This is a genomic window from Chloroflexus sp. (assembly GCF_034432675.1).
Classification (GTDB): domain Bacteria; phylum Chloroflexota; class Chloroflexia; order Chloroflexales; family Chloroflexaceae; genus Chloroflexus.
Genome location: NZ_DAOUBI010000132.1, coordinates 11653 through 37871, shown reverse-complemented (window position 1 = coordinate 37871; position 26219 = coordinate 11653). Strand labels below are relative to the sequence as shown.

At 55.5% G+C, this 26219-nt stretch carries 26 protein-coding genes and 1 tRNA gene; 8 read left to right on the top strand and 19 right to left on the bottom strand.

The annotated features are described in order from the left end of the window. A partial coding sequence (locus VAE55_RS09905; protein ID WP_322815623.1) for a hypothetical protein occupies window positions 1-394 on the top strand: 394 nt, incomplete at its 5' end. Here VAE55_RS09905 and VAE55_RS09900 read toward each other — a convergent pair. The 9 genes from VAE55_RS09900 to VAE55_RS09860 all read right to left on the bottom strand — a co-directional run bounded on the left by VAE55_RS09900 (window position 335) and on the right by VAE55_RS09860 (window position 7658). After that, window positions 335-829: a cyclic nucleotide-binding domain-containing protein gene (locus VAE55_RS09900; RefSeq protein ID WP_322815622.1), complete on the bottom strand. Its 495-nt coding sequence runs from the start codon at window positions 827-829 to the stop codon at window positions 335-337. The genes VAE55_RS09905 and VAE55_RS09900 overlap by 60 nt on opposite strands. Window positions 830-856: 27 nt before the next feature. Next, a complete protein-coding gene (locus VAE55_RS09895) occupies window positions 857-1906 on the bottom strand; it encodes a lysylphosphatidylglycerol synthase transmembrane domain-containing protein (protein ID WP_322815621.1) in 1050 nt (349 codons plus the stop codon). Window positions 1907-2027: 121 nt separating this feature from the next. After that, window positions 2028-2306: an acylphosphatase gene (locus VAE55_RS09890; RefSeq protein ID WP_322815620.1), complete on the bottom strand. Its 279-nt coding sequence runs from the start codon at window positions 2304-2306 to the stop codon at window positions 2028-2030. A gap of 178 nt (window positions 2307-2484) precedes the next feature. Beyond that, complete coding sequence (locus tag VAE55_RS09885) at window positions 2485-2889, bottom strand: hypothetical protein (RefSeq protein ID WP_322815619.1); 405 nt, start codon at window positions 2887-2889, stop codon at window positions 2485-2487. Between the two features lie 49 nt (window positions 2890-2938). Continuing rightward, window positions 2939-3013, bottom strand: a tRNA-His gene (locus VAE55_RS09880). A 55-nt stretch (window positions 3014-3068) separates the two neighbouring features. Continuing rightward, window positions 3069-3896 (bottom strand): methyltransferase domain-containing protein, encoded by an 828-nt coding sequence (locus VAE55_RS09875; protein WP_322815618.1) that lies wholly within the window; start codon window positions 3894-3896, stop codon window positions 3069-3071. A gap of 620 nt (window positions 3897-4516) precedes the next feature. Continuing rightward, entirely contained in the window at window positions 4517-4906 is a 390-nt protein-coding gene (locus VAE55_RS09870) for a response regulator (RefSeq protein ID WP_322815617.1), read from the bottom strand. Then, window positions 4903-6567 carry an ATP-binding protein gene (locus VAE55_RS09865; RefSeq protein WP_322815616.1) on the bottom strand — a complete coding sequence of 555 codons (1665 nt, stop codon included), beginning with the start codon at window positions 6565-6567 and terminating at the stop codon, window positions 4903-4905. The genes VAE55_RS09870 and VAE55_RS09865 overlap by 4 nt, the downstream gene beginning before the upstream one ends. Before the next feature lie 2 nt (window positions 6568-6569). Further along, window positions 6570-7658, bottom strand: coding sequence for a PstS family phosphate ABC transporter substrate-binding protein (locus tag VAE55_RS09860; RefSeq protein ID WP_322815615.1), 1089 nt, complete (start codon window positions 7656-7658; stop codon window positions 6570-6572). 214 nt (window positions 7659-7872) lie between these two features. Here VAE55_RS09860 and VAE55_RS09855 point away from each other — a divergent pair, with 214 nt between their 5' ends. From VAE55_RS09855 to VAE55_RS09840, 4 genes are all read left to right on the top strand, one after another. Beyond that, a complete protein-coding gene (locus tag VAE55_RS09855) occupies window positions 7873-8256 on the top strand; it encodes a metalloregulator ArsR/SmtB family transcription factor (RefSeq protein WP_322815614.1) in 384 nt (127 codons plus the stop codon). An 83-nt stretch (window positions 8257-8339) separates the two neighbouring features. Beyond that, on the top strand, window positions 8340-9668 hold the full coding sequence (locus VAE55_RS09850) for an NAD(P)-binding domain-containing protein (RefSeq protein ID WP_322815613.1): 1329 nt from the start codon (window positions 8340-8342) through the stop codon (window positions 9666-9668). After that, on the top strand, window positions 9659-10882 hold the full coding sequence (locus VAE55_RS09845; RefSeq protein WP_322815612.1) for an MFS transporter: 1224 nt from the start codon (window positions 9659-9661) through the stop codon (window positions 10880-10882). Before VAE55_RS09850 ends, VAE55_RS09845 begins: the two co-directional genes overlap by 10 nt. Window positions 10883-10945: 63 nt before the next feature. Next, window positions 10946-12286 (top strand): FAD-dependent oxidoreductase, encoded by a 1341-nt coding sequence (locus VAE55_RS09840; RefSeq protein ID WP_322815611.1) that lies wholly within the window; start codon window positions 10946-10948, stop codon window positions 12284-12286. A 457-nt stretch (window positions 12287-12743) separates the two neighbouring features. Here VAE55_RS09840 and rpoD read toward each other — a convergent pair whose 3' ends face one another. The 3 genes from rpoD to VAE55_RS09825 all read right to left on the bottom strand — a co-directional run bounded on the left by rpoD (window position 12744) and on the right by VAE55_RS09825 (window position 16359). Next, entirely contained in the window at window positions 12744-13940 is a 1197-nt protein-coding gene (rpoD, locus tag VAE55_RS09835) for an RNA polymerase sigma factor RpoD (protein WP_322815610.1), read from the bottom strand. Between the two features lie 71 nt (window positions 13941-14011). Beyond that, window positions 14012-15160, bottom strand: coding sequence for an acyl-CoA dehydrogenase (locus VAE55_RS09830; protein WP_012259419.1), 1149 nt, complete (start codon window positions 15158-15160; stop codon window positions 14012-14014). A gap of 26 nt (window positions 15161-15186) precedes the next feature. Next, window positions 15187-16359 (bottom strand): carboxylate-amine ligase, encoded by a 1173-nt coding sequence (locus VAE55_RS09825; protein WP_322815609.1) that lies wholly within the window; start codon window positions 16357-16359, stop codon window positions 15187-15189. Between the two features lie 195 nt (window positions 16360-16554). Between VAE55_RS09825 and VAE55_RS09820 the strand changes: the two genes are divergently transcribed. From VAE55_RS09820 to VAE55_RS09810, 3 genes are all read left to right on the top strand, one after another. Further along, window positions 16555-16992: a hypothetical protein gene (locus VAE55_RS09820; protein WP_322815608.1), complete on the top strand. Its 438-nt coding sequence runs from the start codon at window positions 16555-16557 to the stop codon at window positions 16990-16992. After that, a complete protein-coding gene (locus VAE55_RS09815; protein WP_322815607.1) occupies window positions 16971-17942 on the top strand; it encodes an MBL fold metallo-hydrolase in 972 nt (323 codons plus the stop codon). Before VAE55_RS09820 ends, VAE55_RS09815 begins: the two co-directional genes overlap by 22 nt. Window positions 17943-18125: 183 nt before the next feature. Next, window positions 18126-18737 carry a biotin transporter BioY gene (locus tag VAE55_RS09810; protein ID WP_322815606.1) on the top strand — a complete coding sequence of 204 codons (612 nt, stop codon included), beginning with the start codon at window positions 18126-18128 and terminating at the stop codon, window positions 18735-18737. 469 nt (window positions 18738-19206) lie between these two features. On the opposite strand, the gene VAE55_RS09805 is transcribed toward VAE55_RS09810, so the two are convergent. From VAE55_RS09805 to VAE55_RS09775, 7 genes are all read right to left on the bottom strand, one after another. After that, window positions 19207-19512: a hypothetical protein gene (locus VAE55_RS09805; RefSeq protein ID WP_322815605.1), complete on the bottom strand. Its 306-nt coding sequence runs from the start codon at window positions 19510-19512 to the stop codon at window positions 19207-19209. After that, a complete protein-coding gene (locus VAE55_RS09800) occupies window positions 19509-19760 on the bottom strand; it encodes a hypothetical protein (RefSeq protein WP_322815604.1) in 252 nt (83 codons plus the stop codon). Before VAE55_RS09800 ends, VAE55_RS09805 begins: the two co-directional genes overlap by 4 nt. 97 nt (window positions 19761-19857) lie before the next feature. Continuing rightward, a complete protein-coding gene (gene cas4 / locus VAE55_RS09795) occupies window positions 19858-20370 on the bottom strand; it encodes a CRISPR-associated protein Cas4 (RefSeq protein WP_322815603.1) in 513 nt (170 codons plus the stop codon). Continuing rightward, a complete protein-coding gene (locus VAE55_RS09790) occupies window positions 20367-20594 on the bottom strand; it encodes a hypothetical protein (protein ID WP_322815602.1) in 228 nt (75 codons plus the stop codon). Before VAE55_RS09790 ends, cas4 begins: the two co-directional genes overlap by 4 nt. Further along, a complete protein-coding gene (locus VAE55_RS09785) occupies window positions 20594-21760 on the bottom strand; it encodes a M50 family metallopeptidase (protein ID WP_322815601.1) in 1167 nt (388 codons plus the stop codon). The genes VAE55_RS09790 and VAE55_RS09785 overlap by 1 nt, the downstream gene beginning before the upstream one ends. A gap of 153 nt (window positions 21761-21913) precedes the next feature. Next, window positions 21914-23386 carry a cellulase family glycosylhydrolase gene (locus VAE55_RS09780; RefSeq protein ID WP_322815600.1) on the bottom strand — a complete coding sequence of 491 codons (1473 nt, stop codon included), beginning with the start codon at window positions 23384-23386 and terminating at the stop codon, window positions 21914-21916. A gap of 20 nt (window positions 23387-23406) precedes the next feature. Continuing rightward, window positions 23407-26217, bottom strand: a complete 2811-nt coding sequence (locus tag VAE55_RS09775) for an alpha-L-rhamnosidase (protein ID WP_322815599.1) — start codon at window positions 26215-26217, stop codon at window positions 23407-23409. Window positions 26218-26219 lie beyond the last annotated feature (2 nt).

Below are 26219 nucleotides of genomic sequence, written 5' to 3'. Positions count from 1 at the left end.
CGGTATCGCAACTGCCTACGTTGCCGAGCGTTATCGCCGTGGTGCAGTAACCCGCGTGCCAACCGAAGACCGTCGTCGGGCATTGCGACGGGCACTGACCCGTTACGCCATCCAAACCGCTTTCCAACGCCTCTGGCTACCACTACGCCGGGGAGATCGCGTAGGGGCCGGTTTAGACCCGCCCCTACGGATTCTGTCTATCTGTACCATACAGGTGATCCCCATCATCGTTACGTTGAATTGGTTATCTTGCTCGTTTGTCATACGCGTGTCGCAGTGTTTGGAGATGGCTGCCGCACCAGCCGCGCTCACGATCCGGCGCGTGTCATGCCATTCAACGCTTACCCAACTCACCTTGCTGCCAGCGAATATTGCCGCGGAGGAGCAAATTTGATGAGCGGAGTTTATACGCGAGATCGGCAGCCATATTGCGCATCACCAGATACCCGATCCGCGGGTTGCGTTCGCATAACATGGCAAAATCGCGTTCACGAATGACCAGTAATACGCATGGATCAACACAGACCACCGTTGCGGAGCGCGTGGCACCACCGAGGAGCACCATCTCGCCAAAACTTTGACCACTGTAGAGCAGATTGATGGTTGAAGGCGTGAATGTTCCGTCAGGGCCACGAGTGTTGATCACAATGCGCACACAACCCTCGTGAATGACGAACAGCTCGTCACCCTCATCACCTTCATTAAATACGTGCTGACCGCCAGCAAGCCGTCTCACCTTGCAGATAGTGGCAATCTGCAACAACTCTTCATCACTCAGACCGCTCAACAGCTCGACCCGTCGCAGATTCTCGACGACACTTTTGTTCATACCCCCCCTTGTGCATCGGCTGGTCATTTAGTCGTGCGACGATGCCTCTAGCGAGCTGGTACGCACTTTTGAACTGCGTACCAGTGGCGTTACCGGCTCGTGTATCAGCCAGTGGTAACAAATTATGGCAATAGGAGCGGCCAGCCAGTAGTTGAAGAGACGGAAAATGATCGCAGCCGGCACTGCTGCCGGACCCACTCCCATCTGGCTCAGAACGGCTACCAGCGCAGCCTCAACCGTACCGCCACCGCCGGGCAAAACATTAAATGTAGACGTTACCAGTGCCACCCCGAACGCTGCCAGCACCACCGCAAAACTGACATCAGTCCCCAGAGCGTGCAACACAATTAACATCGCCAGGCTATGACCGCTGAGGGCAGTTAACTGGATCAAAACCAGCAGCATAACATCACGGCGACGATGAATGAGCAGGCTACGCCCGCGGGCCAAATCGGCAACGATGCGATCAATCCGGGCACTACTCCACTGCTTGCCGATGAGGCGGCCAACCCGATGTTGCAGACCACCGAGCCATTGGCGTAGGGTCTGCTCACTACGGGTCAGGACAAAAATCGCAACACCGATCACCGAAAGACCCACCAGAGCGGCGATGTAGCTGGCACCGGTCGCTTCAAGGCCACGCCAGGCAAAATAGCCGAGGCTAAACGAGAAGACCAGCAGCATGGCAACCACATAACTTACCGTCTCCAGGGAAGCCAGTAACGCCGATTCGCCGGCACGAATGCCACGGCGGTTGAAGTAGCTCATAAGAAACGCATAGCTACCGACGCCGCCGGCAGGTACCGACTGACTAATGATAATCGCGGTCAGAGCAGTTGCCCAGAGACGGAGGAGACCTATGCGGTGACCAAGTGAACGGAGCACGAGATTAAAGACCTGTGCACTCATCAAATAACTGAAGGCTATCAACACCAGCGCCACTAGGAGCCAGCCATGCTTTGCTTCATTCAATAGACTGAAGGCTTCTATGATCCATTCACGATTGAGGATTGCCAGGGTAGCGATACCGATGCTAATCAGGGCACTGGTAATCAGTTTCCAGCGTTTGACTCCCATATGTGTCCTTTCACGCCGCGGAGTCTCTGCTTCTATGCTGACAGGAGTAACAGCCCTATGCGGAGAACACTTTTGTTTCTGCACAATCACTCTTCCCCGCTTTATTATGCGGCGTTTCTTTCTACCAGACAATGGTAAAGATCCCTTCTTTACCGGTTGGATCTTCCCAGTGAACTTCGACCCGTTCGACTTGCGCCTGACTGGGGCCACTGTAGCACCAACTGATAAGTTTTTGAACGGCTGGTCGTGTTCCTTCAAAGACTGCCTCCACACGACCATCGCTCAGGTTCCGTACCCACCCTTTGACTTGCGCTTCCCGCGCCCGGTCGCGGGTGTACGCCCGGAAACTCACCCCTTGTACGCGACCGGAAATAAAGACATGAGCACGAACAAGATCCACAAGCCACCTGTCTATAACTATACGATACGCTTCTTACCCGGCTATTGCTGAGTATATCGCACTCGCAGCCGCTACGCAACTGAACCTGGGTAAAAAGTTTGTCAGAGTGTAGTGTCTACAGGACACCATGACCGGTTTTGCCCAGGTTTCGTGCGTATCGCACAGTTCGCGCAACTGTTTATCTGACGTTGTCGGAAAGGATGCAGGTTGCAGCTTCCTGTACCGATAGGTGCATGCGTACACCACGTGCTGCCGCAGCCTGGTTGAAGGCACTGACCATGCCACTAGCCCACGTGTCGACAGCATCACCGATACGAGCGCTGGTGTGAGCAACCGCAATTGCCGGAACACCAGCGGTATCGAGTAGCTCCAGGCCGGCAATACCGGCCTGATCTTTGCCGATGCCGGCATCGTTGAAGACAACACCTCTCAGCGACACCGCGAGCGCGTAACGGGCCGAGCTGATACCACCGTGCGAGCCGCTTACCACGAATGCTCCCTGATCGTGTTCGTTGAGGTATGAGATGGAGTCCATTAATACGACCAGGGCATTCTGGAAAGGAATAACTGTTTTGTGGGTCATAGCGTCTGGTACAAAAAAAGCCGGGATGATTCCCAGCTTTTCGCTCGTGTGGGGTGCCTGATGGGATTCGAACCCACAACTTCCTGATCCACAGTCAGGCGCTCTGCCGTTGAGCTACAGGCACCGTACAGCGATTATGAATATATCATAACCGGCCCTTCTCGTCAAATAGATGAGCATTACTGGAGCACACTGAACACCACAATCCCGTATTGCCACTGGGCGCGCAGACGCAGGCCGGCAGCGGTGAAGTAGTGGTTCAAGTCAGCAAGAGTAGGAAACTGCAGCCCACCACTCGCCAGGAGTTGCTGAATCCCTTGTCCAATCGGTGTGGATGCTGCAACCAGGCTCATCATCACACCGCGTCCTTGCAGACTCAAGAGTCGTCGCCACTCTGATAGCGCTGCCGGAATATCGCCGATTTCATTCAGGCTCCCCCCCATAACCAGCGCATCGACGGTTCCATCGGCAAAGGGCATGGCCTGAGCGCTAGCACGAATAAAGCTGATCGACAGCCCCTCGCGGTAGGCACGTCGTTGAGCTTCCTGGAGCATTGCCATACTCAGATCAATGCCAACCACAAAACCACCGGCGCCACTCTGACGACGGACATGTTCCAATGCACGTGCGTATAGACCATTGCTACAACCAACGTCAACCATCAGCCCTCCCCGCCCGGCACCCGCCAGACCGGTGATCAGTTTGAGTTCGCGGGTAAGGGGAAAATGTTCACCGCTGAGTAAGCTGAGTGCGAATGGTCGCCAGGTGCGTTCGTAAGCCCAGGCGGCGACCGGTACCTCATTGACCACTTGCGCAGCACTGGTTAGCCGGTGTTGACCGATCATGTCGAGAATGCCGTCTTTAATCAGATATGTCGTGGCACACACCGGACAGCGTAGCCGTCCAGATACAATCGCACCGTTAACTACACGCTCGATCTGTTCTACTGTCAACGTCACTGCTGGGTGGCGTGGACAGCTAAGCAAAGGTAAGAGTCGAGGTTTCATAACTTCATCGTACCATAACTAGCCAACCGCTGGACGGCAGCATTCATCTGGATAGACTTCCTGAGTTCCGTATGCTAGAAGTTATCTCATTACATTGCTGACAGACGACATGATCGTGGCGAGAACACTCAGCATCCCTGTGACTGGTCGGGTACACGGCGTGACACGCGCTGGATCGTGAGCACGGCTGGCGCGGCAGCCATGCTGCCGCACTCCAAACGATGCGACACGCGCATGATGAGCGGGTAAGACAACCAATTCAACGAGTGATTGCCCTGGCGATGGTATGGTTGTTAGCGCTCCTCGTTTCTATACTGGCAGCCTGGGAGCAGGAGATACTGTCGTTGGTAATGTGCGAGTGTTCAGGAGTCTGTGCGACAGGCTGGTAGCACCACTGCACAGCTTTTATGACATAAGCTCTACGCACTACGTCGTATGGTGCCAGGGACGAACTGATGGTAGGCGTAAGCGTGTCTTCACCTACCTGTAGCCTTGAACGTTATTCATGCTAGCTCACCGTCTTTCATGCCATCCCTGGAGCGTGGACGTGCAATAGGATGCTTGCAGGCCACGGCTCCGTCTCGTCGCGGTCGGTCAGGCGACGCCTGAGAACAATACGTTCATGTGTGTGAAGATGAACGAGATGCCTGCCCGGTGTAGCGACGGGCAACCTCAATAAGATGTTCATAGTCAATCGGTTTGGCTAGAAACTCGACACATCCCGCTCGCTTTGCCCGTTCAATATCGTTGCGGGTGACATGACCACTCACAGCAACAACCGGGATTGAATGTAATTCTGGATCACGCCTGACGTATTCAGTTGCCGTCCAGCCATCAAGACCGGGCATCGATAAATCCATCAGGATCAGACCTGGACGCCGCGTGTGGGCGATCTGAAGTGCAGAATGAGCATCAGCAACCAATTCAACAGTAAAGCCACTAAATTGCAACATCTGCCCAATAATATGGCGATTATCAAAATTATCGTCAACAACGAGAATATAGCTCATGCGGGTTCTCCTATTAAGTGTGGTTGCGGTGGTAACGATGTGGAGTCTGCCGCAGCAAGAGGTGCATTAGGCAGCCAAACGGTGAAGGTTGAGCCAAGACCAATGTCGCTCTCTACATCAATTGTGCCACCAAGGGCCAGCACAATCTGCTTGCTGAGTGCCAGACCGAGACCGGTACCTTCATAACGGCGGGCGACCGACTCGTCAATCTGGCTGAACGGTTTAAAAAGTTTGTTCTGCTTATCACGAGGGATACCAATCCCGGTATCGATAACGTCGAAGCGAATGCCGTCGATGCCATTGTGCTGCTCTCGCATGACGTTAAGCTGAATCGTTCCCCGTTCGGTAAACTTAGCTGCATTACCGAGGAGATTGATCAAAACCTGTCGTAAGCGGCGTTCATCGGTCTCAATAGTGCCAATGTCCGCTGGGCAATGGGTGAACACCTGATTGTGGTTGCGTTGAGCCAGAGGCAACGTCATTGTTGCTACATCTTCGACCAGGGGTGCGATTGCAACCTGGCGGTATTCCAGTTCGAGTGCTCCCTGTTCAATACGGGCAAAATCGAGCACGTCACTGATCAGGGTGAGCAAATGACGGCCAGACACGAGAATGCGCTCTAGATAGTCTGTGTGCGGTTCACTCACAACCTTACTCAGATGCAGCAACTGCGCGTATCCGAGAATGGCATTGAGGGGAGTACGTAATTCATGGCTCATTGTCGCCAAAAAGGCACTCTTGGCCTGACTGGCGGCCTCTGCGGCGGCGCGCGCCCGTTCTGCTTCAGCTTCGGCCTGTTTGCCACGCATAATCTCTTCCATCAACTGAACCTGACGCGAGATACTCTCTTGCAGTGCACGATTGCGTTCTTCCAGCTCGGCACGTTGTGCCCGTAGGCTGCTCAACATCTGATCGAATGCCTGGGCCAGATCACCGAGCTCATCACGTATCCGCTCATTGATAGAACCGACAAAGTCACCGGCGGCTACCCGATGAGAAGCCTGAGCCAGTCGCCGTATCCGACGTGCGATGCGCGCAGACAGGAACAAGCCAATCACCGTCGAGATGATAATAGCAACAGCCGTATCGAACAAGATGAAAGTTCGCGCGGTCGCATAACTGCTGGCGACAACATCGAGTGATGCCCGTGCCTGTTGCTGATTCTTTTGCACCAGAAGGCTCATTTCCTGATCAAGCGTGGCGTAAACGGGATTCATGCGTGAATAAAAAGGCTGCACACTGCCATCACTCACCAGGCGTACTGCCGGCATGAAGCGTTCGTGGTTGGCGCGTACCACTTGGTGCCAGGCTGCTTCAACAGCATTTAACTGACGACGTTCGCTCTCGGAGTCAATCAAAGCACGGTACGTTTGCACGTAGCCGGCCATTTCGGCTTCAATCACACGCATCTGATCAAGAATGCGGGCACGGTCGCCGTTGTTGGTATAAATCAGAAATTCGAGCTGGCGAGTACGATAGCGATTGATCGCTGCTGTCATATCGCCAACCGTGTCGAGCGATGGAATAGTATTACGTTCAATGAAGACAGCATGTTCGTTCATGACGGCCATCTGATGCATAGCAAAGGAGCCAAGGATCATCATCAACAGGAGGTCGATGGCCAGTGCCCCCAACAACTTTACGCGAATCGGAAAGCGCATCGCTAGCGATCCTCTAGTTGCAATAATTGCTCGATTGATAGACCAACCTGCGACCCGCCGGAAAAGACCGAACCGGTGATCCGTCGCTCTACCCGCTGCAAGGCAAGCTGATAGACAGTTTCCGGTAGGGGAACGTACAGGGCTTGCTCAGCAAACGTAGCACCGTTTTGTATGTGGAACTTGACGAAGGCTGCAATCTGTGGTCGCTTCAAACTGTCGGCACGAACATAGATGAAAATTGGACGTGAGAGCGGTTGATAGCTCCCATCAACGATTGTTTCAACCGTTGGCGCAACACAGCCCTGACCATTATCAATGGCCACCGCCCGTAATTGATCGGCGTATTCAGCGTAGTAAGCATAGCCAAAAAAGCCTAGACCCAGCCGGTCGGCGGCAACATCTTGGGCCAGGAGATAATCATCTTCACTGGCAGTATAGTCGCTTCTACTCACTCCCTCTGTACCAATAATTGCCGAGGTGAAGTAGTCATAGGTTCCGGAGTCAACACCGGCACCGTAAAGATGCAAAGGTTCATCGGGCCATACAGCACGAACCTGATTCCAGCGCGTGATCCGATTAGTTGCCTCTGGCGCCCACATCAGATTCAGCTCAGCAACGGTCAGGCAGTCGATCCAGGTGTTTCGCGGATTCACAACCACAGATAGGCCATCGAACGCGATCGGTAATTCGATAAAGTCGATACCAGACGCAACACAGGCGTCAATTTCTTTCTGCTTGATAGGACGCGAAGCGTTCGAGATGTCAGTCTCACCGGCGCAAAAGCGGGTAAATCCACCCCCTGTACCGCTCACGCCCAGGCGGATTGTCACATCGGGAGCCAGGTCACCAAATGCAACTGCTGCCCGTTCAGTGATTGGAAAGACAGTACTCGATCCGTCGATCTTGATTTCTCCAGCAAGCCGGGCAAGATCGGTGTCTGGCAAGCGAAGCGCCGCTGTGGGCGAGAGCAGCGGCGCTTCGGAGGTTGGAAAAGGGGTAGCTTCTGGCTGCGCGGCAGGCGATAAACCAGTATCGCAGGCAACAAGTAGAAGCGTGATTAAACTAAAGCAAATGATACGCAATAATCGCATACGTGGCTGTGTTTATGCATTAATGCCGTCATTCTGTTGTACCGCACAACCTGCCTTATTATAGCGCTCTGACGCTGTGTCGTTGGTTAAGGAAATATTAAGCGTAGCTGAAGTCCTGATATGAAGGCTTTACTCGCATATTGCTACGCACAGTATATTGACAATCTTCGATATACTGCTATACTACACGTGTCGAGGGTTCCGAGGAGGCAGTATGAAGGCACAGCCTACAAATCAGGAAACACCGGCCGTGCAGATGATGTCTTGTTGTGCACCGGCGATCACGGTTACGCTCAGCGATGCTGAGGCTACGCAGCTTGCCGATGCATTGTCGTTGCTTGCGCATCCGATCCGTCTGCGCTTGCTGGCCATCCTGGCCCGCAACGCCGGTCACGTCTGCGTTTGTGATCTCGAAGCGGCCCTTCCCGTCAAGCAGCCAACCGTTTCGCACCATCTGCGGTTGCTGCGCGATGGTGGTCTAATCGAGGGCGAGCGGCGCGGGCAGTGGATTTATTACGCGATTCGCCAGGATGCACTGGCAACAGTGCGGTTGTTGATCGATCAGTTTTTTGCCTCTCTTACACCGGATAAAGCTTGATCTGGATGGGCTGATGGAGAGGCGTTTTTTTGTGTTTTGTATATCGATGTTCTTCGATATAATAGCTGAAAGGAAGACACGTCATGACTCTCCCAATCGCGATTATCGGTGCCGGTCCGGTTGGTCTGGCTGCGGCTGCCCATCTCGCTGAACGTGGTGCATCGTTTATCGTTCTGGAAGCCGGTGATCGGGCTGGTGCTTCTGTCTCACGCTGGGGGCACGTGCAGATGTTTACGCCATGGCGCTATTGCGTCGACGCCGCAGCCAATCGGCTGCTCTCTGCCGCCGGCTGGCAGATGCCGTCGGCTGATACATTTCCGACCGGCGCCGAACTGGTTGCGCACTATCTGATGCCGCTGGCCGATTTGCCGGCGATTGTCCCACATATTCGCTATCGCCGGCGGGTCGTGGCTGTTGCCCGTCGTGGCCATGACCGGCAGCGCGGTCGTGATCGCCAGCGGGTGCCCTTTCAGTTGACAATCGTTGACGATAACGGGCAAGAGTCGTTGCTGCTGGCACGGGCCGTGATCGATGCTTCGGGTACCTATCTCTCACCCAATCCACTAGGTGCGGCAGGGGTACCAGCGATTGGTGAACGCGACGCCGCCGCCAATATCTTTTACGGTATTCCCGATGTGCTCGGTCGGGATCGGGCGCACTACGCAAACCGGCGAGTGCTGGTCGCCGGGAGTGGGCATTCGGCGTTCAATACCCTGCTCGATCTGGTCAGGCTCGGGAAGACCGCCCCAGATACACGGGTAACCTGGGTGGTGCGGCGTGATGCAACTACGATCGAACGGATTTTTGGTGGCGGCGAAGCCGATGCGCTGGTGGAACGGGGGCGGCTGGGCCAGCAGGTACGGGCGCTGGTCGATTCGGGGCGGGTGAGTCTGGTCACAGGCTGGCACACCGATCAGGTTCAGCGTACTGCCGATGGGTTGATTGTGCGTGATGGCGAACGTACTCTACCGCCGGTTGATGAGATTGTCGTTTGTACCGGTTTTCGCCCCGATCTGGCACCGGCGCGTGAATTGCGGCTGGCGCTCGATCCGATTGTTGAGGCTCCGGTCGCGCTGGCTCCATTGATCGATCCCAATCTGCACAGTTGTGGGACGGTACCACCGCATGGGGTGACAGTATTACAGCATCCAGAACCGGACTTTTTCGTGGTCGGGATGAAGAGCTACGGGCGGGCGCCAACCTTCTTGCTGTTGACCGGCTACGAACAGGTGCGTTCGGTGACTGCGGCACTGTGTGGTGACTGGGAAGCTGCACAACGGCTCGAGTTGACGTTACCGGAAACAGGTGTTTGCAGCGGACCAGACGCTGATGGCAGTGTATGCTGTTCACCGGTTCCAAATACGTTTTCCGCCACGATTGAATTGCAGCCAACATCACGCTCATGCTGTTAAAACGTTTACACTCCGGTCGTATCTACTACGGCTGGATCATGCTCTTGACCGTTTCGATCACGGAAGTTATTTCGTGGGGCATTTTGTACTATGCTTACAGCGTCTTTATCTTGCCGATGAGCCGTGATTTAGCGGTCGATCAACTGGTCGTCGCTACCGGTTATGCGGTGGCGCTGCTGACCAATGGTCTGGCGGCGCCACTGGTGGGCTGGTGGCTCGACCGGGCCGGTAGTCGGTGGTTGATGACGGCTGGTTCATGTCTGGGATGTGGGCTGCTGGTCGTGTGGTCACAAATCACGACGCCAGGGCAGCTCTACCTGGTGATGGCTGGGATTGGTTTGGCGAGTGCTGCTGTGCTCTACGAGCCGGCCTTTGCGATTGTCGCAACCTGGTTTCGCCGTGAACGGGGTCGGGCCTTGCAGATTTTGACCTTTTTCGGGGCGTGGGCCAGTTTCGTCTTCATCCCGCTTTCCGGCTGGCTGGTCGATTGGCTGGGCTGGCGTTCGGCCCTGATCGTTCTGGCGCTGATACTCTCTCTGACCATACCACCGCACGCGCTGATACTGCGCCGCCGTCCGGCGGATCTTGGGCTGGAACCTGATGGCGTATCTCAAAACCCCTATCTCAATCATCCACCTGAACCTTCGTTACAATGGCGAGCGGTGGTTGCCAGGTCGCGCTTCTGGCTGATCAGCCTTGCGTTTTCAATCAGCAGCTTTGCAACGGTCGCTATGACCGTTCATCTCATTCCGTACCTGATCAGTCGCGGTGAACAGCTTACCTTCGCCTCGGCAATGGCCGGCCTGCACGGTTTGATGTCGCTCCTCGGTCGGCTGTTGATCGGCCCTCTCGGTGAACGCTGGCCGCGCTGGCTGGTGACTGGCGGTCTGTTTGGGTTGCAGATGATTGGCCTGACGATTCTGACGCTCTCAACCCACCCTATCGCTGTGCTGGTCTATGTGGCGCTGTTTGGAGCGGGGGCCGGTACCCAAACGATCATGCGGGCAGCGCTGATTGCCGAACAGTACGGGGTGGCAAACTACGGTGTGATCAGCGGGCTGCAAAATGCGCTGCTGACCGTGGCCCGCACGGTGGCGCCGGTGGGTGCAGGGGTGCTGGTGGGATGGATCGGGTATGACGGGATGGCGTGGTGTCTGATCGGGTTGCTGGGGCTGGGGGTGCTGGCGCTGGTGGGGAGCGGAAACGTAACCTGACCGGTGACAGATGCATCTGTATTATCATAAGGTGTCTTCTGTTCAGCAAGCCGGAGGAGATGAATGAGGCGACGGGTCGTCGTGATCGGTGGTGGGGCAGCGGGCATGAGTGCAGCGGCCAAAGCCCGCCGCACCGATCCAACGCTTGAGATTGTGGTGTATGAGCGGTCGGGATTTGTGAGCTACGGTGCCTGTGGCTTTCCGTATGCCATTAAGGGCGAGATTGTGCGGGTTGAAGACCTGATCGTGCGCACGCCAGAGCAATTCGCCAGGCAAGGCATTCAAGCCCTGGTACGACACGAAGTGTTGGAGGTTGATCCAAACCAACAGACAGTGCGTGTGCGGGATTTGCGCAGCGAACGTGAGTTTGTTGACCATTGGGACGACCTGGTGGTGACGACAGGTGGGCAACCTGGTCGTCCGTCTTTACCGGGGATTGATCTGGCGGGTGTCTTTGCGCTGCGTCAGGTTGAGGATGCGCTGGCAATCAAGGAATGGTTGAACGAACAACGACCACGTAGCGGTGTGATTATCGGAGGTGGGTATATCGGGTTAGAGATGGCTGAAGCGCTGGCCGCGCATGGCATATCGCTCACCCTTATCGAACGGTTGCCCCAGGTGCTACCGGGTATGGATGCCGATCTGGCGAGCCAGATCGAGGCAGAGCTGATCCGACAGCGGGTGGATCTGCGTTTGAACCAGACGGTGCAGGGGCTTTTCGGCGATGAACGGATACGTGCGGTTATCGCTGAAGGGCAGACCATCCCGGCAGAGATCGTGATTCTCGCCGTTGGGGTCAAACCAGGCGTTGCGCTTGCCCAGGCTGCCGGGATCAGGTTGGGGCCGACCGGGGCGATTGCCGTCGATAATCATCAGCGGACCAACCTTCCGCAGGTGTGGGCAGCGGGTGATGTGGCTGAAGCGTGGCATCGGGTGATGCAGAAACCGGTATGGATGCCGCTCGGTACCACGGCCAACAAACAGGGGCGCGTGGCCGGCGAGAATCTGGCGGGTGGTGATGCCCGGTTTGGTGGGATTGTCGGTACGGTAGCGGTCAAGGTCTTTGCGCTAGAAGCCGCAATGAGCGGTCTGTCACTGGCACGGGCGCGGGCCGAGGGGTTTGCCGCCGAGGCTGTACAGGCTACAGCCGGCTCGCGGGCACACTATATGCCGGGCCATCAGCCGATTACCGTTTCGCTGGTATTTGATCGGAATACACGCCGTTTGCTAGGCGGTCAGATGGTCGGTCGCGAAGGTGTGGCGAAGCGGATTGACACGATTGCGGCTGCACTGCAAGCCGGCTGGACGATTGATGATCTGGCTGAGCTTGATCTGAGCTATGCGCCGCCGTTTGCGCCGGTTTGGGATCCGATCCTGGTGGCGGCTAATCTGGCACGGAAGTAATCCGGCGGTGGCGGGATGGCTGCGTGCGCGGGCTGGAAGCCCGCCATTACTGACCGACTCCGTGATTGCGACAGGCAAACACGGCATGCTTCAAACCAACAGGGTCAACGGCCTGACAAACGCCGGATCGTGAGCACGGCTGGCACGGCAGCATGGCGGCCGCACTCCAAACGCCGCGCCACGCGCATAACGAGCGATCAAGGCAACCAGATTCAATACTGACCGACTCTGTGCTTGGGTCAACGGCCTGACAAACGCCGGATCGTGAGCATGGCTGGCGCGGCAGCATGGCGGCCGCACTCCAAACGCCGCGCCACGCGCATGATGAGTGGGTAAGGCACCCAATCCAGTGCGTGATGGTCATACTCTGCGCTACCATACCGGCAGGCTGGGAGGTTCTAGCCTGTCAATAAAATATGGGGTACGTCGCGACGTGCCCCAACGTACCCACCAACCCTCAAATTTGATCGAGGTAATCCTTCAGCAACTTGCCCAATCGTGGATGGCGCAACTTGCGCAGCGCCTTGACTTCAATCTGCCGCACCCGCTCGCGGGTAACGCCAAACGCTTTACCGACCTCTTCGAGCGTGCGCGGCTGCCCATCAACCAGGCCATAGCGCAACTCAAGCACCCGGCGCTCACGCTCGCTGAGCTGATCGAGCGCAGCCGTAATCTGCTGGCGCAGCATGCCGCTGGCGGCAGCATCATCAGCATCGAGTGCGTGCGGATCGGGAATGAAATCAGCCAGCGTACTATCGGCTTCTTCACCGACCGGTGTGGCCAGCGATACCGGGTCCTGGGCAGTACGGCGCAGCTCGCGCAGCTTCTCTTCACTCATCCCAAGATGGTTCGCCAGCTCGGTATCGGTTGGTTCCCGACCGAGCGATTGGGTGAGTTGCCGACGGGCCGACTGAATCCGGTTGAGGGTTTCGCCAAGATGAACCGGTAGCCGCACCAGGCGTGACTGATCGGCGAGGGCGCGGGAAAGTGCCTGCTTGATCCACCACGTGGCGTATGTACTGAACTTGTAGCCTTTGGTGTAATCAAATTTTTCGATGGCACGCAGCAATCCGAGGCTGCCTTCTTGAATGAGATCGAGGAGGGGCAGGCCACGGTCGCGGTAGCGTTTGGCAATACTAACCACAAGGCGCAGATTGGCAGCTGCCATCTGCTGACGCGCCTCTTCACCCTTCGCCTTCAATTGTTTCAAGCGGGCTGCTTCCGGGCTATCAGGTGGCAGTGTCGCCAGCTTGCGCTCGGCCTCCTGGCCCTGCTCGATCAACTGCGCGAGTCGCTTCTCTTGTTCGGCGGTGAGCAGGGGAACCTGACCGATTTCACGCAGATAGAGGCGGACGCTATCGCTGAGCAATGCGTCTGACAACTCGTCATCGAGATCGAGGTCCATTGTGGCAGGTGATGACGGCTCATCGCCCAGAGCTGTTTCATCACCTTCCTGAACCGGAACACCGGCCTCGGCTAATGCGGCATAGATGGAGTCGATCAATTCAATCGACTCATCAGGGTTGGGAACCAGCCGCTGAACATCCTCAAATGTAACGAAGCCTTGTTGCCGTCCCTGCGCGATCAGTGCCTGCAAATCTGCGGGATTAATTGCAGGAGCGGCGCGGTCGGTCTCGGGCTGGCTCTGCGTCATACTACTTCCTCGTCTGAGACCTCACAGGCAATAGCAAGCTATCGTTCGTTCCTCCATTGTAGCACAAGCTGCTATCCGCGCAGGCCAAGAACGGAATGGGCGATAACTCCACGCAAGATTTCCGACGTTCCTTCGCCAATGGTCAACAGGCGGGTATCACGGTAGAGACGTTCAACCGGATACTCCTGGCTGTAGCCATAACCACCAAAGACTTGAATGGCATCGCGACAGATACGCTCTGACGCTTCTGAGGCAAAGAGTTTGGCAATCGCTGCCTCGCGGGTATAGGGGCGACCGGCATCTTTCAGGCGGGCCGCGCCGTAGACCAGTGCGCGTGCTGCGGCCAGATCGACTGCCATATTGGCGATCATATTCGCAACCGACTGATGAGCGCCAATCGGTTTGCCAAACGCCGTTCGTTCGCGGGCATAGGCTACCGCAGCCTCGTAGGCGGCCTGAGCCAGGCCAATCGCCATCGCTCCGATCCCAATCCGACCACCGTCGAGAACCTGTAAAAACTGGATGAACCCGCGTCCGCGCTCACCGAGCAGATTTTCCCGGGGAACACGCACATCGTCAAGCATCACCGCAGTACTTACCGAACCACGTAACCCCATCTTCGGTTCGTGCTTGCCGAAGCTTAGCCCTGGGGTACCACGGGGAACGATAAACGCTGAGATACCCTTCTTACCCAGATCGGGATCGGTTACGGCGGTCACGATGATGTGGCCGGCGATGGGAGCATTCGTGATCCACATCTTCTGGCCGTTGATCACCCACTCGTCGCCGACCAGGCGGGCTGTGGTGCGCGTAGCACCGGCATCGGAACCGGCGTGCGGTTCGGTCAGACCGAACGCTGCTAGATACTCACCTTTGGCAGCCGGTACGAGAAAGCGCCGTTTCTGTTCTTCAGTGCCGAACATCGCAATCGGGGCACTGCCCAGACCAAGGTGGGCAGCGTAGGCGAGGGCAGTGCTGCCACAACAACGGGCAACCTCCTCGATGGCGATAGCGGTGCTGACACTATCGGCACCGGCACCGCCGTACTCTTCGGGAAAAGGCAGCCCCATCAGGCCGAGCTGGGCCATTTTGGCGAAAGTTTCGCTTGGAAATGCACTATGCTCATCGACATATCGCGCTTTCGGCGCGATCTCTTTTTCGGCGAATTCACGCACTGTTTGCCGGATAAACTGCTGTTCTGGGGTTAATTCAACGTCCATGTTGAAATCCTCTCTAGTATGCTGGCCTAGCTATGCGCTGCCTGGCTTGGCACATCTGCCTCAAATGCCATCACCGGCACACCTTCCATCGTCTCCACCATCAAATTATCAACCACTGCCTTGAGATCATTGGTTTCGGCGAAGATGCGCAACTGTCGATCAGCACTGGTGCCGTGTTCGACGATCTTGAGCAGATATTCTACCTCACGTCGCGACCCCAGCATATCAACCACATCGTCGACCAGTTCGACGATTTCGTGCACCAGCACCTTTGCCTCGACCTCTTTTCGTTTGCCGAAATCGATCAGCTTCCCGTCTAACCCCCAACGCTGAGCGCGCCACTTGTTCTCGTTGATCAGGGCGCGGCGATAGACGCGGAAGGTTGTGTTGTCTTCAAACATGGTATAGAACTTCACGATCAGGGCCTGCATGGTGGCAGCAAGGGCCAGACACTCTTCGACTTTTGTGGCAATGTCGCAGACACGGAATTCGAGTGTGCCAAAGAAGGGGTGCGGGCGGAGATCCCACCAGATCTTCTTGCCGTTATCGATGCAGCCGGTATTGACCAGCAATTGAACGTACCGTTCAAACTCGCTGGCTGATTGGAAGGTTGGCGGAATCCCGGTGCGCGGGAAGGTGCTGAAGATAACACTGCGGTAAGACTTAAAGCCGGTATTGCGTCCCATCCAGAACGGTGAAGAGGTGCTCAGGGCCAGTAAGTGCGGGCAGATGTAGCGGGCCACATTCATCAGCTCGATTGCAACCTCGTTGTTTGGCATCCCGATGTGGCAGTGCATACCGAAGATTAGCAGTTGTAATGCTGCGTCTTGCATCTCGCCCACGACCATATGGTAGCGTTCATCGGGCGTGATCTCTTGCTGCATCCACGAGGAGAAGGGATGGGTACCGGCAGCGACAATCCGCAAGTTATGACGTGCCGCCAGGCCGGCAATCGCACTCCGCAGACGAACAATTTCCGCTCTTGCCTCGCTAATCGTGCGGCAGGGGCGCGTGCCTACCTCAACGATGCTCTGGTGCATCTCTGGCTTGATCTGCTCGCGCAGAATGGTACGGCCCGGCTCAAGAATTTGCGTAATGTAACTGCGTAACTCGCGTGTTTCGGGATCAACAATCTGGTACTCCTCTTCGATCCCAAGTGTAAACGCAAAATCGGCATCATTGGGATTATAGACGCTCACCGCGCACTCCTCACTGGTTATGAGACTGACCTCCGGTACTTTGTATTATATCGCGTCTTTGCGATATATGGGGTAACTGCGTGAGGGGATGGTAGGGCTTAAGCTAGAACAGGTATAGGGTTGTGCAGCCATTCTGAGCGGTGGATTGTGATCAGGCAAGGTATGCAGGCGGCCTGAGTTGCAGTCTTGCCGGGTATGGCGACGGGTTCAAAACCTGCTGAGCCGGTGCGCCTGCCCAATGATATATTCGAGAAACAAACGACAACTCAGGTCACCTGGATTGTACTTGTTTCACCGTGTTGCAACCTCTACACTCATCTTAACGTTGTATTTGCCTACACAATCAATCAACGCAAAGGAGCGTACAATGACAACTCGCAACTATCCAACTATCCGCCATCCGGGCTTAGTGTCTTAGAACCGGCGGAATTGTATGCCGAACTTCTGGCCAGACAACCCCTATTTATTCTTGATGTACGGAATGAACTGGAATATGCCCACAATCGGATACGTGGGCGATACCCGGTGCCAACTATCAACATTCCGTACTTTGCGTTTATCGAAGATGAAGAGAGTGCGGTAGCCCAGGTGCCGACGGATCAACAGCCCAGGTGCCGACGGATCAACTCCTGACAGTTATTTGCGCTAAAGAAGGTTCATCGCAGTATGTCGCCGAACTGTTGGCCGCTCGTGGGATTGCCACCCGCTACCTGCGTGGCGGATTTCAAGCCTGGCTTGATTTCTACGATGTTCGCGATGTGGTCAATGCCGGTTGGGGACGTATTATCCAGATCATCCGCCCGGCGCGTGGTGATCTCAGTTATGTGATCATCAGTGCCGGTGAAGCTGCTGTCGTTGATCCTGGTCGCCATATTCACCTGTATCAGGAGGTGGCTGCTGCGGCTGACGCCGACATAACACGGGTATTGTTAACCCATCTCGCAGCAGGGCGGCTGTCGGGTGGAGCAGCGCTGGCCGGTGAGCGTAAGGCGTTACTGGCGATGCATCCTTACGATGCCCTTCATCCACGAACCCTATCGCCGGCTCATCTGACGTATGTCCCCTTGCTCGGTGGTGAACGGGTAGCACTGGGGCAATTATTGATCGAAGCCCACTGGTTCCCCGGTCACACACCCGGTCATCTGGTCTACCGCGTGATCTCGCCAATGGGTGATCGCTTCTTGTTGAACGGTGATGCCCTGCTTCTGAATGGATGTGGTCGTACCGACCTCGGTGGTCATGCCCAGGAATGGACAGCGTTGCTCTTCCGTAGTTTGCAGGAGGTCCTGCCGACGCTGGTCGATGATCGGACGTTGATATTACCATCTTCATTCCTGAGTCTGGCTGAAACCCGATCCGATGGTGTAGTAGCCGCACCATTTGCCGCGCTTCGTGCACAGCATCCGGCGTTGCAGGTTGACAGTGCAGCGTCGTTGCTGCCAATGGTGACCACGCCATCATCAGAGCTGCCGGCAGCGGTCGACACCTTCTGGCGTGTCAATTTGGGGCTGCAACCTCTGACTGATGAAGAGGCTTTGGAACTAGAGGTTGAGCCATCGTTGTGCGGATTAAGGGAGTATTGATCTCAGGAACCTGATCTAACGCTTCTCTCGTGGTAGAACGCCTGTTACTGTGTCGGTACAAGATCGGGTATACTATCGCTACCGACGTAATGTATCCGGTTGCCAATGGTCATAGATAGTGTACCATCGGATCATTAGGTCTTTCGGAGAGGGAAGAAGGACGTTGTACTGAGTGGAGGTGTTATGAATCAGACATTGACCACTACGGGAACACTAGCACAGGCAGTTTTACCACGTCGGGGCTGGCTGGCAAAGGCCTGGGTCGCTGATACGCTGCTGGTTGTGCTGGGAAGTCTGCTGGTAGCACTGAGTGCGCAGATTCGTATCTCGCTGCTGCCTTTCTCGCCCGTACCGATTACCGGTCAGACATTCGGCGTCTTGCTGGTCGGGAGTCTGCTGGGGCCGCGGTTAGGACTACTGGCGCTCTTGCTCTATCTGCTTGAAGGTGCAATTGGCTTGCCCTTCTTTGCCGGTGGTGCAAGCGGGTACACGCACCTCTTAGGGGTGACAGGTGGCTATTTGATTTCTTTCCCGCTGGCGGCAGCACTGTGTGGCTGGCTGGCTGAACGTGGCTGGGATCGCCACTTTATTCCAGCAGTGGCCGTAATGGTGTTAGCAAACGTGTTGATCTACGTCATTGGTGCAACGTGGTTAGGCTTCTTCATTGGATTTGAAAACGCACTGCTGAAGGGTGTATTGCCGTTCCTGCCCGGCGATGCGCTCAAGATTGTCCTCGCTGCCATTGCACTGCCGGGCGGCTGGCAGATGGTAAAGTGGCTCCGTAAAGGGGAATAAAGCTGTCTCGACACTGTGCCGGCTGTTACGCTGCTATGCGTCGTGGTGATGGTATGACGGCAAATCTTGAGTGATAACATCACTGCCTGTCACCGAATACCCGGTGAATGATGACAATTCATCTTTTCCGCAACAATCCGTAGGTGTCATCTACATAATACGGAGGGGAAGGTTTTCGTAGGGGGCGGGTTTTGAACCCGCCCCTACGGATTGATCGCATTACCATACGAGAGATGCAGCGAACGAGGGAGTAGCGAAAGAGTACGTTTTGAATTGCGGGCTGTGCACTGTATTTTTAGATTTGATACCAGGCGACTTTCGCTCACGTTGTGTTGGTATACGTGAGTGTGATGAGAACAATGCCAGATTCCTATACCCGCAACAGGGCAGGTATGACAGAAACCGCAATCATGCCCACCTTGACGATGGTGCTGGTAGAGGGGTAGATTGCGGAAATACCGCGTCGTTCTCATTCTGCGTCAGGCGGCAAACACTGAACGCACACCCGAAAAGGAATGCCCTGTTCGCTCACCACCCGCACACCATCACGTGTACCACAGTAGCGGCAAACCGACAAATTCTCGATTTCATCGGCTCGCCACAACTGTGGTGTGTGACTTAGCTCCATCGGTATCTCGGTAGAGAGGATACCAATCCGAACACAGACAGCAGCTGGAAAGATATCGGCTACTTTTGCGGTCAGATTGTAGTGGTATGAATAGACTTCGTCGCCGACCATCATGCTGCGTAAGCGAGGATGTGGCTGGATTTTCATACCCGTACCAATCGTTCCATCAACTGTTGTAATTCATGGGCAGATAATGAACAAACATTACTATCGGCAAACATCAGCTCGTCCAGAACCTCGCGAATAAGCGGCTCTTCACCTGCCGGAACAGTCACTTCACCCTGTTCGAGGCTGTAAAAGTGATCGAACGCCCATTCAGCTAACTGCTCAATTGATAAACGTCCGGCAAGATGCTCGGCAATTGCCGCCATGACATTATCACTGGTGAGATACATAGGGTTACCTGCCATTGACTATATATACTGCGCTTCATGGTAGCACAAAGACAGGCCAAAGGTGGTATCTGGTTGTGAGGAATTAGCCCGCTGTTCATTAGACAAGGGCATCCTCACATTGCGAACGAAAACCGCATCCCCGACAACGAGCGGCATCATCGTGGTTGCGCACAACATCGACCGCCGAAAGCAGATCACGCATTTCGGTCAGGGTGGCTAACACCTCTGCACGCACCGCCGGCGTGTAGCGAAGACTGAACGTTTCCTCTGCATAGCGGAGCAGGCCGTAGGGAGGCGCAACACCGGTTGTTTCTTCAAGTAATACCAGATACGCAGCCAGTTGCATCAGATCAGAGGGGTATGGTTGGGGAGCACGCCGATGAGGCTTCACTTCAACCGGGATGAGGTAATCTCCCTGTTGCAAGATGTAATCTGGCTTACCGGTCAAACCCAGGCGGGCACTGAAGAGCGGGCGAGTCAGCGTCCGTGTCTCGCCGACATCGGTGCTGACCACCCGCGCCCAGGGTAAGCCGCTGCGTTGACGCAGGATGATGGCTAGCAGCAAGATGCCCAGCGCACAAAGGATGAGAGCAATACCCAATCCCATCATCGGATTGCCCACCAGACCAGACCTGCACCGCCGAGCAGGAGAACAACTCCTATCCAGAGCAGCCGTTGGCTGGCGTTCACCAACCGACCGTGTCGTATGTGGCCTATCGTACCGAGGGCACGACGCTCTGCACCGTCTGGTTCAACGCCTGCTACCCGTCGCAGCCACCACGATCGTGCACAATAATAATACTCGCCTATTTCACTGGCTCGAATGATCTCCATCAGCGTCCGAAGATTGGTGTCCCCTGTACCGCGTTTAACACATCGTTCACCGTTAACAACGCCATCAAGCCCATCAGGGCCATAAAGCCGAAGGCGTGAACCAGGGCTTCCTTTTCTGGTGGCAGCTTCTTCCCGCGTACCCACTCGATCAGCGCAAACAGAATGTGACTACCATCGAGGGCCGGGATTGGCAACAGATTCAGGATGAAAAGGTTTAGGCTCAACACTGCTGTGAGCGACCAGAATGAGACAAAGCCGTCAGGTTGCCGAATCACCTCACCGGTGGCGCGGGCGATTCCAACCGGTCCCAGCGGCTCACCGGTTGCTGGTGGCGTTGGACTAAATATCCCGGCCAGGGCTGCCGGCAGGTCGGCTAGCATCATCACCATCCGACCGGTCAAATCGACGCTGTGCATCAGACCGGCACCAAATGCGGCAAGCGGATTGATCGGCTGATTCTCCACTTGTGGGCCGTAACTGAAGCCAAAACCGGCACTGAACTCTCGTCCGTCGGGAGCTGTCCACGGGCCAGGGGTAACCTGTAGCGTAACCTCTGCTCCGTTGCGCAGGACAACAGCCTCGATAGTTGTACCCAGGCGGCGTTGGGCAACAGCACGGATGGTCGTTTCGTCATACACCGGTTCACCATCAAGCAAGATCAGCTCATCTCCGGCCTGGAAGCCGGCTGCTGCTGCGGGAGTGCCGGGAAAGACATTGCTGATCAGCATCCGACCGGTTGGCGTTGGCACGCCTACGGTTGCGAAGAGGATGCTGAAGATCACAACGGCCAGCACAAAATTCATCACTGGGCCGGCCAACATGACCGGGATTTTACGCCACGGCGGGGCAGCGGCTAGACTGCCGGTACCGTACACCGCATCTTTCTCGCCGTCCATTCCGGCAAAGCGCACAAAACCGCCGAGCGGGAGCCAGTTGAGGGTATACTTAATCCCGTTTCGCTCAAACAGCACCAGAGCGCGGGGTGGGAATCCGATCCCAAACTCCTCAACTTTGATCCCCATTCGCAGGCCAACCCACAGGTGTCCCAATTCGTGGACAATCACCAGCAGGCTGAGCATCAGTAAAAAGACCAACACAGTCAGCAAGGGATCAAGAATACTTCCTGCAACCTGTTGCCAGATAGAATTCATATCTGCTACGAGCATAGTTCGCTCCAATGGTAGAGTAATAACGGCGACGAGCCAACCGCCCGCCGCCGCTCGTGTGCATGGGTAGTGTACCGGATCGATCTGGTTGCGTCAAGGGATTCGACCCTATTTCACAGCACGACAACCAGAGCGATAGAGCCTTTCACTACCTTACGGTTTACGCTTCAGATAGATGTTCTCAAAACCGACGTTAAGCGTCACAGTACTGCCTGATATTGCAGGTACAATCGATGCGCCATCACGGGTATAGGCGGCGATAAACGAATCGGCCGGCAGAGTAATCTGGTGTAGCGTGTCTTCGACCGACCAGACCACATCGAGCACAAAGCCATTGCCGCTGAAGCGATAGGCTTCAAGATCAGCGCCGTAGCCGGTGAAAGGTTGCGGTGGAATGCGTACCTCATTGAGGCGCTCAATAGCCGTCTTCAGCGCAATATATGCTAAGCGTGGTTGTTGACTTCCGTCAAGCAGGCCTGCATGACGCCACCCTGGCCCTTGCAGGGTGTACCAGATATACGCCTCAACACCGGCCGCCATTGCACGCATCGATGAGCGGATCAGGTGATTGGCTTGTGCCTGCTGAAGAATCGGGGCTGCCGCATTACAACTACCAGAAACCGGGACATAAGAGGTGTACCTGTCATCACACAGCAAGCCGGTTTCATTGAGGAACAGAGGTTTATTAATACTATAACGCTGCATCACCTCGCGCAGGAAGGCAATTTTGCCCAGCGTGGCCCCGCCACGCGATCCCCATGCACCGCCAAAAGTTCTCTCATGTGTGTCGAAATCGACGTGGGCATTATTCGTATTAACTTCTTCAAAGTAGGTCGGGTAGGAGTGAAAAGCAAGGATATCGAAATAAGGTCCGGCACCTGCTCGTAATGCCCCTTCGAGAAAATTGAAAGGCTTACCGTCGTTGTTATTTTGGCCGTTTTCCGGTCTTGCCAGTAATAAGCCGCCAAAAACGACTTTGGCTCCCGGATCGGCAGCACGGATTTGTGGCGTCACTGTCATCAACATTCTTCCGTACCGTCCACCGCCGTAGTATTCATCCTCAATGACACCCCAACAGCCAAATGGGAAGTTCTCGCCAACTAGTCTGGGATCGACATCCGGCTCGTTTCCCAATTCCCAATAGCGCACGTAGTATGGTGCCTGACTGTATTTTGCAACCACGGCTCGGACAAAGGCTGCGAATTCATCGTGATACTGATCGAGGATGGCGGCACAGATGCGATCGCTCCCCGTCGCCCACGATGGATGATCATCGATGATAGCCATAACTTGCAGGCCAAGGGCGTTGGCAGCAGCTACTTCGGCTTCAAAGCGGGTGAAGCTAGGTGCATTCCAGTTAATGGGCGAGCCCTGAGTTGGTTGAGCTTCACGCCAGCTCAAGGTATTGAGCCGTACCCAATGGGCATTGAGATTAGCAGCCTTGGGATAGACACTAGATTCATAGAGCCAGCCCGTGTTTGTTTCAAAGCCGAGTGGGCGGATGGTATTTGCCGATACCAATGGGAGGTAGATGGTTGAGATGTTTGTTGGGGTTTGGGCAGTTGCCGGTAATGCAACAGCAATCAACCACATCACCAGAACGAAGATGAGACGATGTCGATGCATGATATTACCTCACTGTGCAACTAACGTTGAATTGTCGGCAACCAGATGTTCGTGCATGTCTGACGCTGTTCGATAGTATAGGTACCTCCGTGTGTGGTAGTGATTTGGAGACGACTGTAGCTGTCTTGACTGACAACAGGATCACGATATGTTACTGACCAGATCTCAGCTCCATTCATTGTGATAATGGTCGAAGCTGTCGGTGGGGGAAGCCAGATACTCCCCTGAGTTCCCGTCGGTGCCTGAATCGTTATCCGTCGTAGCGTGCAATCTGGCTGTTCCCATGTTACACTGAGAAACCCTGATAACAAGGGAATTTTTCCCGAAGCTGTGCTGACCCCTTGCCAGGCCGGGACTACTTCCCAGGTTGTCGCCCCAATCTGGCGTACACCTACAAGAAAGGTGGAGAGAAACCAGGTCGGGGACCCACTCCAGCTATGTGATCGACTGGCAAACCAGTATTGGTCGGCGAACAGATGCTCCCACCATGTCGTTGCGCCTTGTGCCAGTTGCCAGCCGTAAAATTGCTTGATTAAAGTAAGTGCTTCCTGTATGCGTCCGGCCTTGCTCAGTCCCTGCAAGACCCAGAACATGCCGTAGAGGTGAAGATTCGCTCGTGTTGGATCACGAACGATAAGTGTAAGCAACGCATCAGCTACAGCCGGTACTTCACCGGCCGGTACCACATCATAAGCAAGTGCCAGAGCCTGGGCGTGTGGACCAGGGGGATCCGGTTGACCGGCAATGATAGTGGTGATGTAGCGACGTGTAGTCGGGTCGTAGAGGTAACGGTTGATCTGGGTGCGCAATGTCGCTGCGGTATGCTCCAGAAGCTCAGCCGTTGCCGTTTCACCGAGAGCTGTAGCAATGGAGGCAGACGCTCGCAACGTTCCGTAGTACATTGCGTTTACCGCCGTTGATTGACCATAACGGGCACGGGTTGCACTGCTGTCAAGATAGGTGGTTTGCTCCCATGGACCAACCGGCAGATCGAGAAGTCCGGTAGTCGAGTTATAGTACGTACTGAGATGATCGAGAAAGCGGGCGATGGTTGGCCATTCCTCACGGGCCAGTTCCAGATCACCGGTGAGGCGTAGATCATCAGCAATTGATTGCACCCATAACATGCCGTAGTCGAGCATTCGGTTTGCTCCCGGATTAGGGGCAATTGCTGCTGGAACACCTTCGGCTGTAAAAGCATTGCCTATCTGACGGATGCCACGTTGTCGTAAAGCGTGAGCGCCAAACACAACACGATTGATATGATCGGCAACATATGCATCTCCCCACCATTGGCCTCGTTCACGCCAGGGAGTATCGGTGTAGGCATCGGTCATGTTGGGGAGCAGACTATCAACGCCTATCTGCCAGATGCGATTGAGCAGTGGGTCATTGCTGGTGAATGAACCGATTTGTGTAACCGGGTAGCGTTCTTCAACAACCTGAAGATTGTGCAATTCTACCGGTTCACTGCTCCAGACAGCAATCAGAATATAGCGTCCGGATCGGGTATCAATGGTGGTGATGGTATGTGAACGGCCATCGAGCCGCCACGAGTCAACCTGGTTCCATTCTGAGTGTAATGGGCCGGGAAACGGAAGTGGTATAACGTTTTGCCATAACCGTTCGTCCCAACCGATATCGATGATACTGCCTGCCGCTCCCCTCACTTCGACGCTTAATCGCCCATGGACGGTGCGACCAAGATCGAGTACGAGATACCCACCTCCCGGTTGGAAGCGCACTGTTTGCCACGACTGGCCGATCATGCTAACTACGTGTGGGTCTAGTTGAGGAGGCGCCAGCAACAATCGTCGTCCGGCGTGTGCGCTAAAGGTCAATGGTGGGATATTCGTCAAGCCATCTTTGGAAAGAAAGATCGTCCAGCCTTCCGGCTGATTCTGTAACCCGTTCAGACGCAGGATATGGCTACCGGCTGAGAGCGGGTGCTGGGCAGTGACGATACCCGGAGGGCGACCGATTGCCGGCTGCCAGCTCAGTGATTGACCGTTTACAGTCAGTTGTTTGGTGAGTGCATCGTCGAGACCCAGGAAGGTCAGTACGACCTGGCGATTGACGGTAAGTGGTACAGTCGCTGCTTCCACGCCACCCGCAAACTCTATTGGGATGAATGCAGGATCGAATCGACCAGTACCGATCACGTCAACCGGGACAGGAACATCAACCAGTTGCGGGATCGAGCGGGGAGCAAATGCGGCTGGCGATGCACTTATCGGCACTGCAGAATGCCAGGTTCCGGTACCGCCGTTTATTCGCCAGTCAGGTGGGAGAAGGGCAAGATCAACCAGCTCCGTCGGACCGATCAGGTTCCAGCGGTGAACCGGGGCGGCATCGCTACGGTACGCGGTGAGCAGTTGCGCCTGCCAGTCTGCTCCACTTGCAGTCACGGTTTGGGTACTGCTTCGTAACAACGCCCAGAGAAAGGGTCGTTCCGACTCGCTGCGGCGGTTGTTAGGTGCCCATTGCACACGTACTACAAGCACATGCGGTCCTGCTGGCAATGTACCGACCGGTAACAGGTCATACTCGCGATACTGGCGAGAGAAACGAGCCGGCCCGCGTCCGATAAGCTGACCGTTGAGATACGCTTCATAGCGTGTATCGGCAAAGATGGCGAGCGTGACATCGGTGACTGATGTGGCAAGATCGAGGTGTCGGCGGAAGAGTGCAACTTCATGTTGCGCCGGCGGATCAGCATGGATCCAGATGGGGGTAGCCTCACAAAAACAATATTCTGTCGGCAGTGGATAGGCTGGAAACGGCCACAGGCCGGTCAGGATAATTGTGAACGCGATGAGCCATCGCCGCATAG

Coding starts and splice junctions, on each gene's coding strand:
- VAE55_RS09805 (WP_322815605.1), bottom strand. CDS start 19,512: ATGAAAATCCAGCCACATCCTCGCTTACGCAGCATGATGGTCGGCGAC.
- VAE55_RS09775 (WP_322815599.1), bottom strand. CDS start 26,217: ATGCGGCGATGGCTCATCGCGTTCACAATTATCCTGACCGGCCTGTGG.
- VAE55_RS09895 (WP_322815621.1), bottom strand. CDS start 1,906: ATGGGAGTCAAACGCTGGAAACTGATTACCAGTGCCCTGATTAGCATC.
- VAE55_RS09820 (WP_322815608.1), top strand. CDS start 16,555: ATGGCGACGGGTTCAAAACCTGCTGAGCCGGTGCGCCTGCCCAATGAT.
- VAE55_RS09850 (WP_322815613.1), top strand. CDS start 8,340: ATGACTCTCCCAATCGCGATTATCGGTGCCGGTCCGGTTGGTCTGGCT.
- VAE55_RS09855 (WP_322815614.1), top strand. CDS start 7,873: ATGAAGGCACAGCCTACAAATCAGGAAACACCGGCCGTGCAGATGATG.
- VAE55_RS09860 (WP_322815615.1), bottom strand. CDS start 7,658: ATGCGATTATTGCGTATCATTTGCTTTAGTTTAATCACGCTTCTACTT.
- VAE55_RS09900 (WP_322815622.1), bottom strand. CDS start 829: ATGAACAAAAGTGTCGTCGAGAATCTGCGACGGGTCGAGCTGTTGAGC.
- rpoD (WP_322815610.1), bottom strand. CDS start 13,940: ATGACGCAGAGCCAGCCCGAGACCGACCGCGCCGCTCCTGCAATTAAT.
- VAE55_RS09845 (WP_322815612.1), top strand. CDS start 9,659: ATGCTGTTAAAACGTTTACACTCCGGTCGTATCTACTACGGCTGGATC.
- VAE55_RS09780 (WP_322815600.1), bottom strand. CDS start 23,386: ATGCATCGACATCGTCTCATCTTCGTTCTGGTGATGTGGTTGATTGCT.
- VAE55_RS09800 (WP_322815604.1), bottom strand. CDS start 19,760: ATGTATCTCACCAGTGATAATGTCATGGCGGCAATTGCCGAGCATCTT.
- VAE55_RS09885 (WP_322815619.1), bottom strand. CDS start 2,889: ATGACCCACAAAACAGTTATTCCTTTCCAGAATGCCCTGGTCGTATTA.
- VAE55_RS09790 (WP_322815602.1), bottom strand. CDS start 20,594: ATGGAGATCATTCGAGCCAGTGAAATAGGCGAGTATTATTATTGTGCA.
- VAE55_RS09865 (WP_322815616.1), bottom strand. CDS start 6,567: ATGCGCTTTCCGATTCGCGTAAAGTTGTTGGGGGCACTGGCCATCGAC.
- cas4 (WP_322815603.1), bottom strand. CDS start 20,370: ATGATGGGATTGGGTATTGCTCTCATCCTTTGTGCGCTGGGCATCTTG.
- VAE55_RS09870 (WP_322815617.1), bottom strand. CDS start 4,906: ATGAGCTATATTCTCGTTGTTGACGATAATTTTGATAATCGCCATATT.
- VAE55_RS09830 (WP_012259419.1), bottom strand. CDS start 15,160: ATGGACGTTGAATTAACCCCAGAACAGCAGTTTATCCGGCAAACAGTG.
- VAE55_RS09810 (WP_322815606.1), top strand. CDS start 18,126: ATGAATCAGACATTGACCACTACGGGAACACTAGCACAGGCAGTTTTA.
- VAE55_RS09840 (WP_322815611.1), top strand. CDS start 10,946: ATGAGGCGACGGGTCGTCGTGATCGGTGGTGGGGCAGCGGGCATGAGT.
- VAE55_RS09875 (WP_322815618.1), bottom strand. CDS start 3,896: ATGAAACCTCGACTCTTACCTTTGCTTAGCTGTCCACGCCACCCAGCA.
- VAE55_RS09785 (WP_322815601.1), bottom strand. CDS start 21,760: ATGCTCGTAGCAGATATGAATTCTATCTGGCAACAGGTTGCAGGAAGT.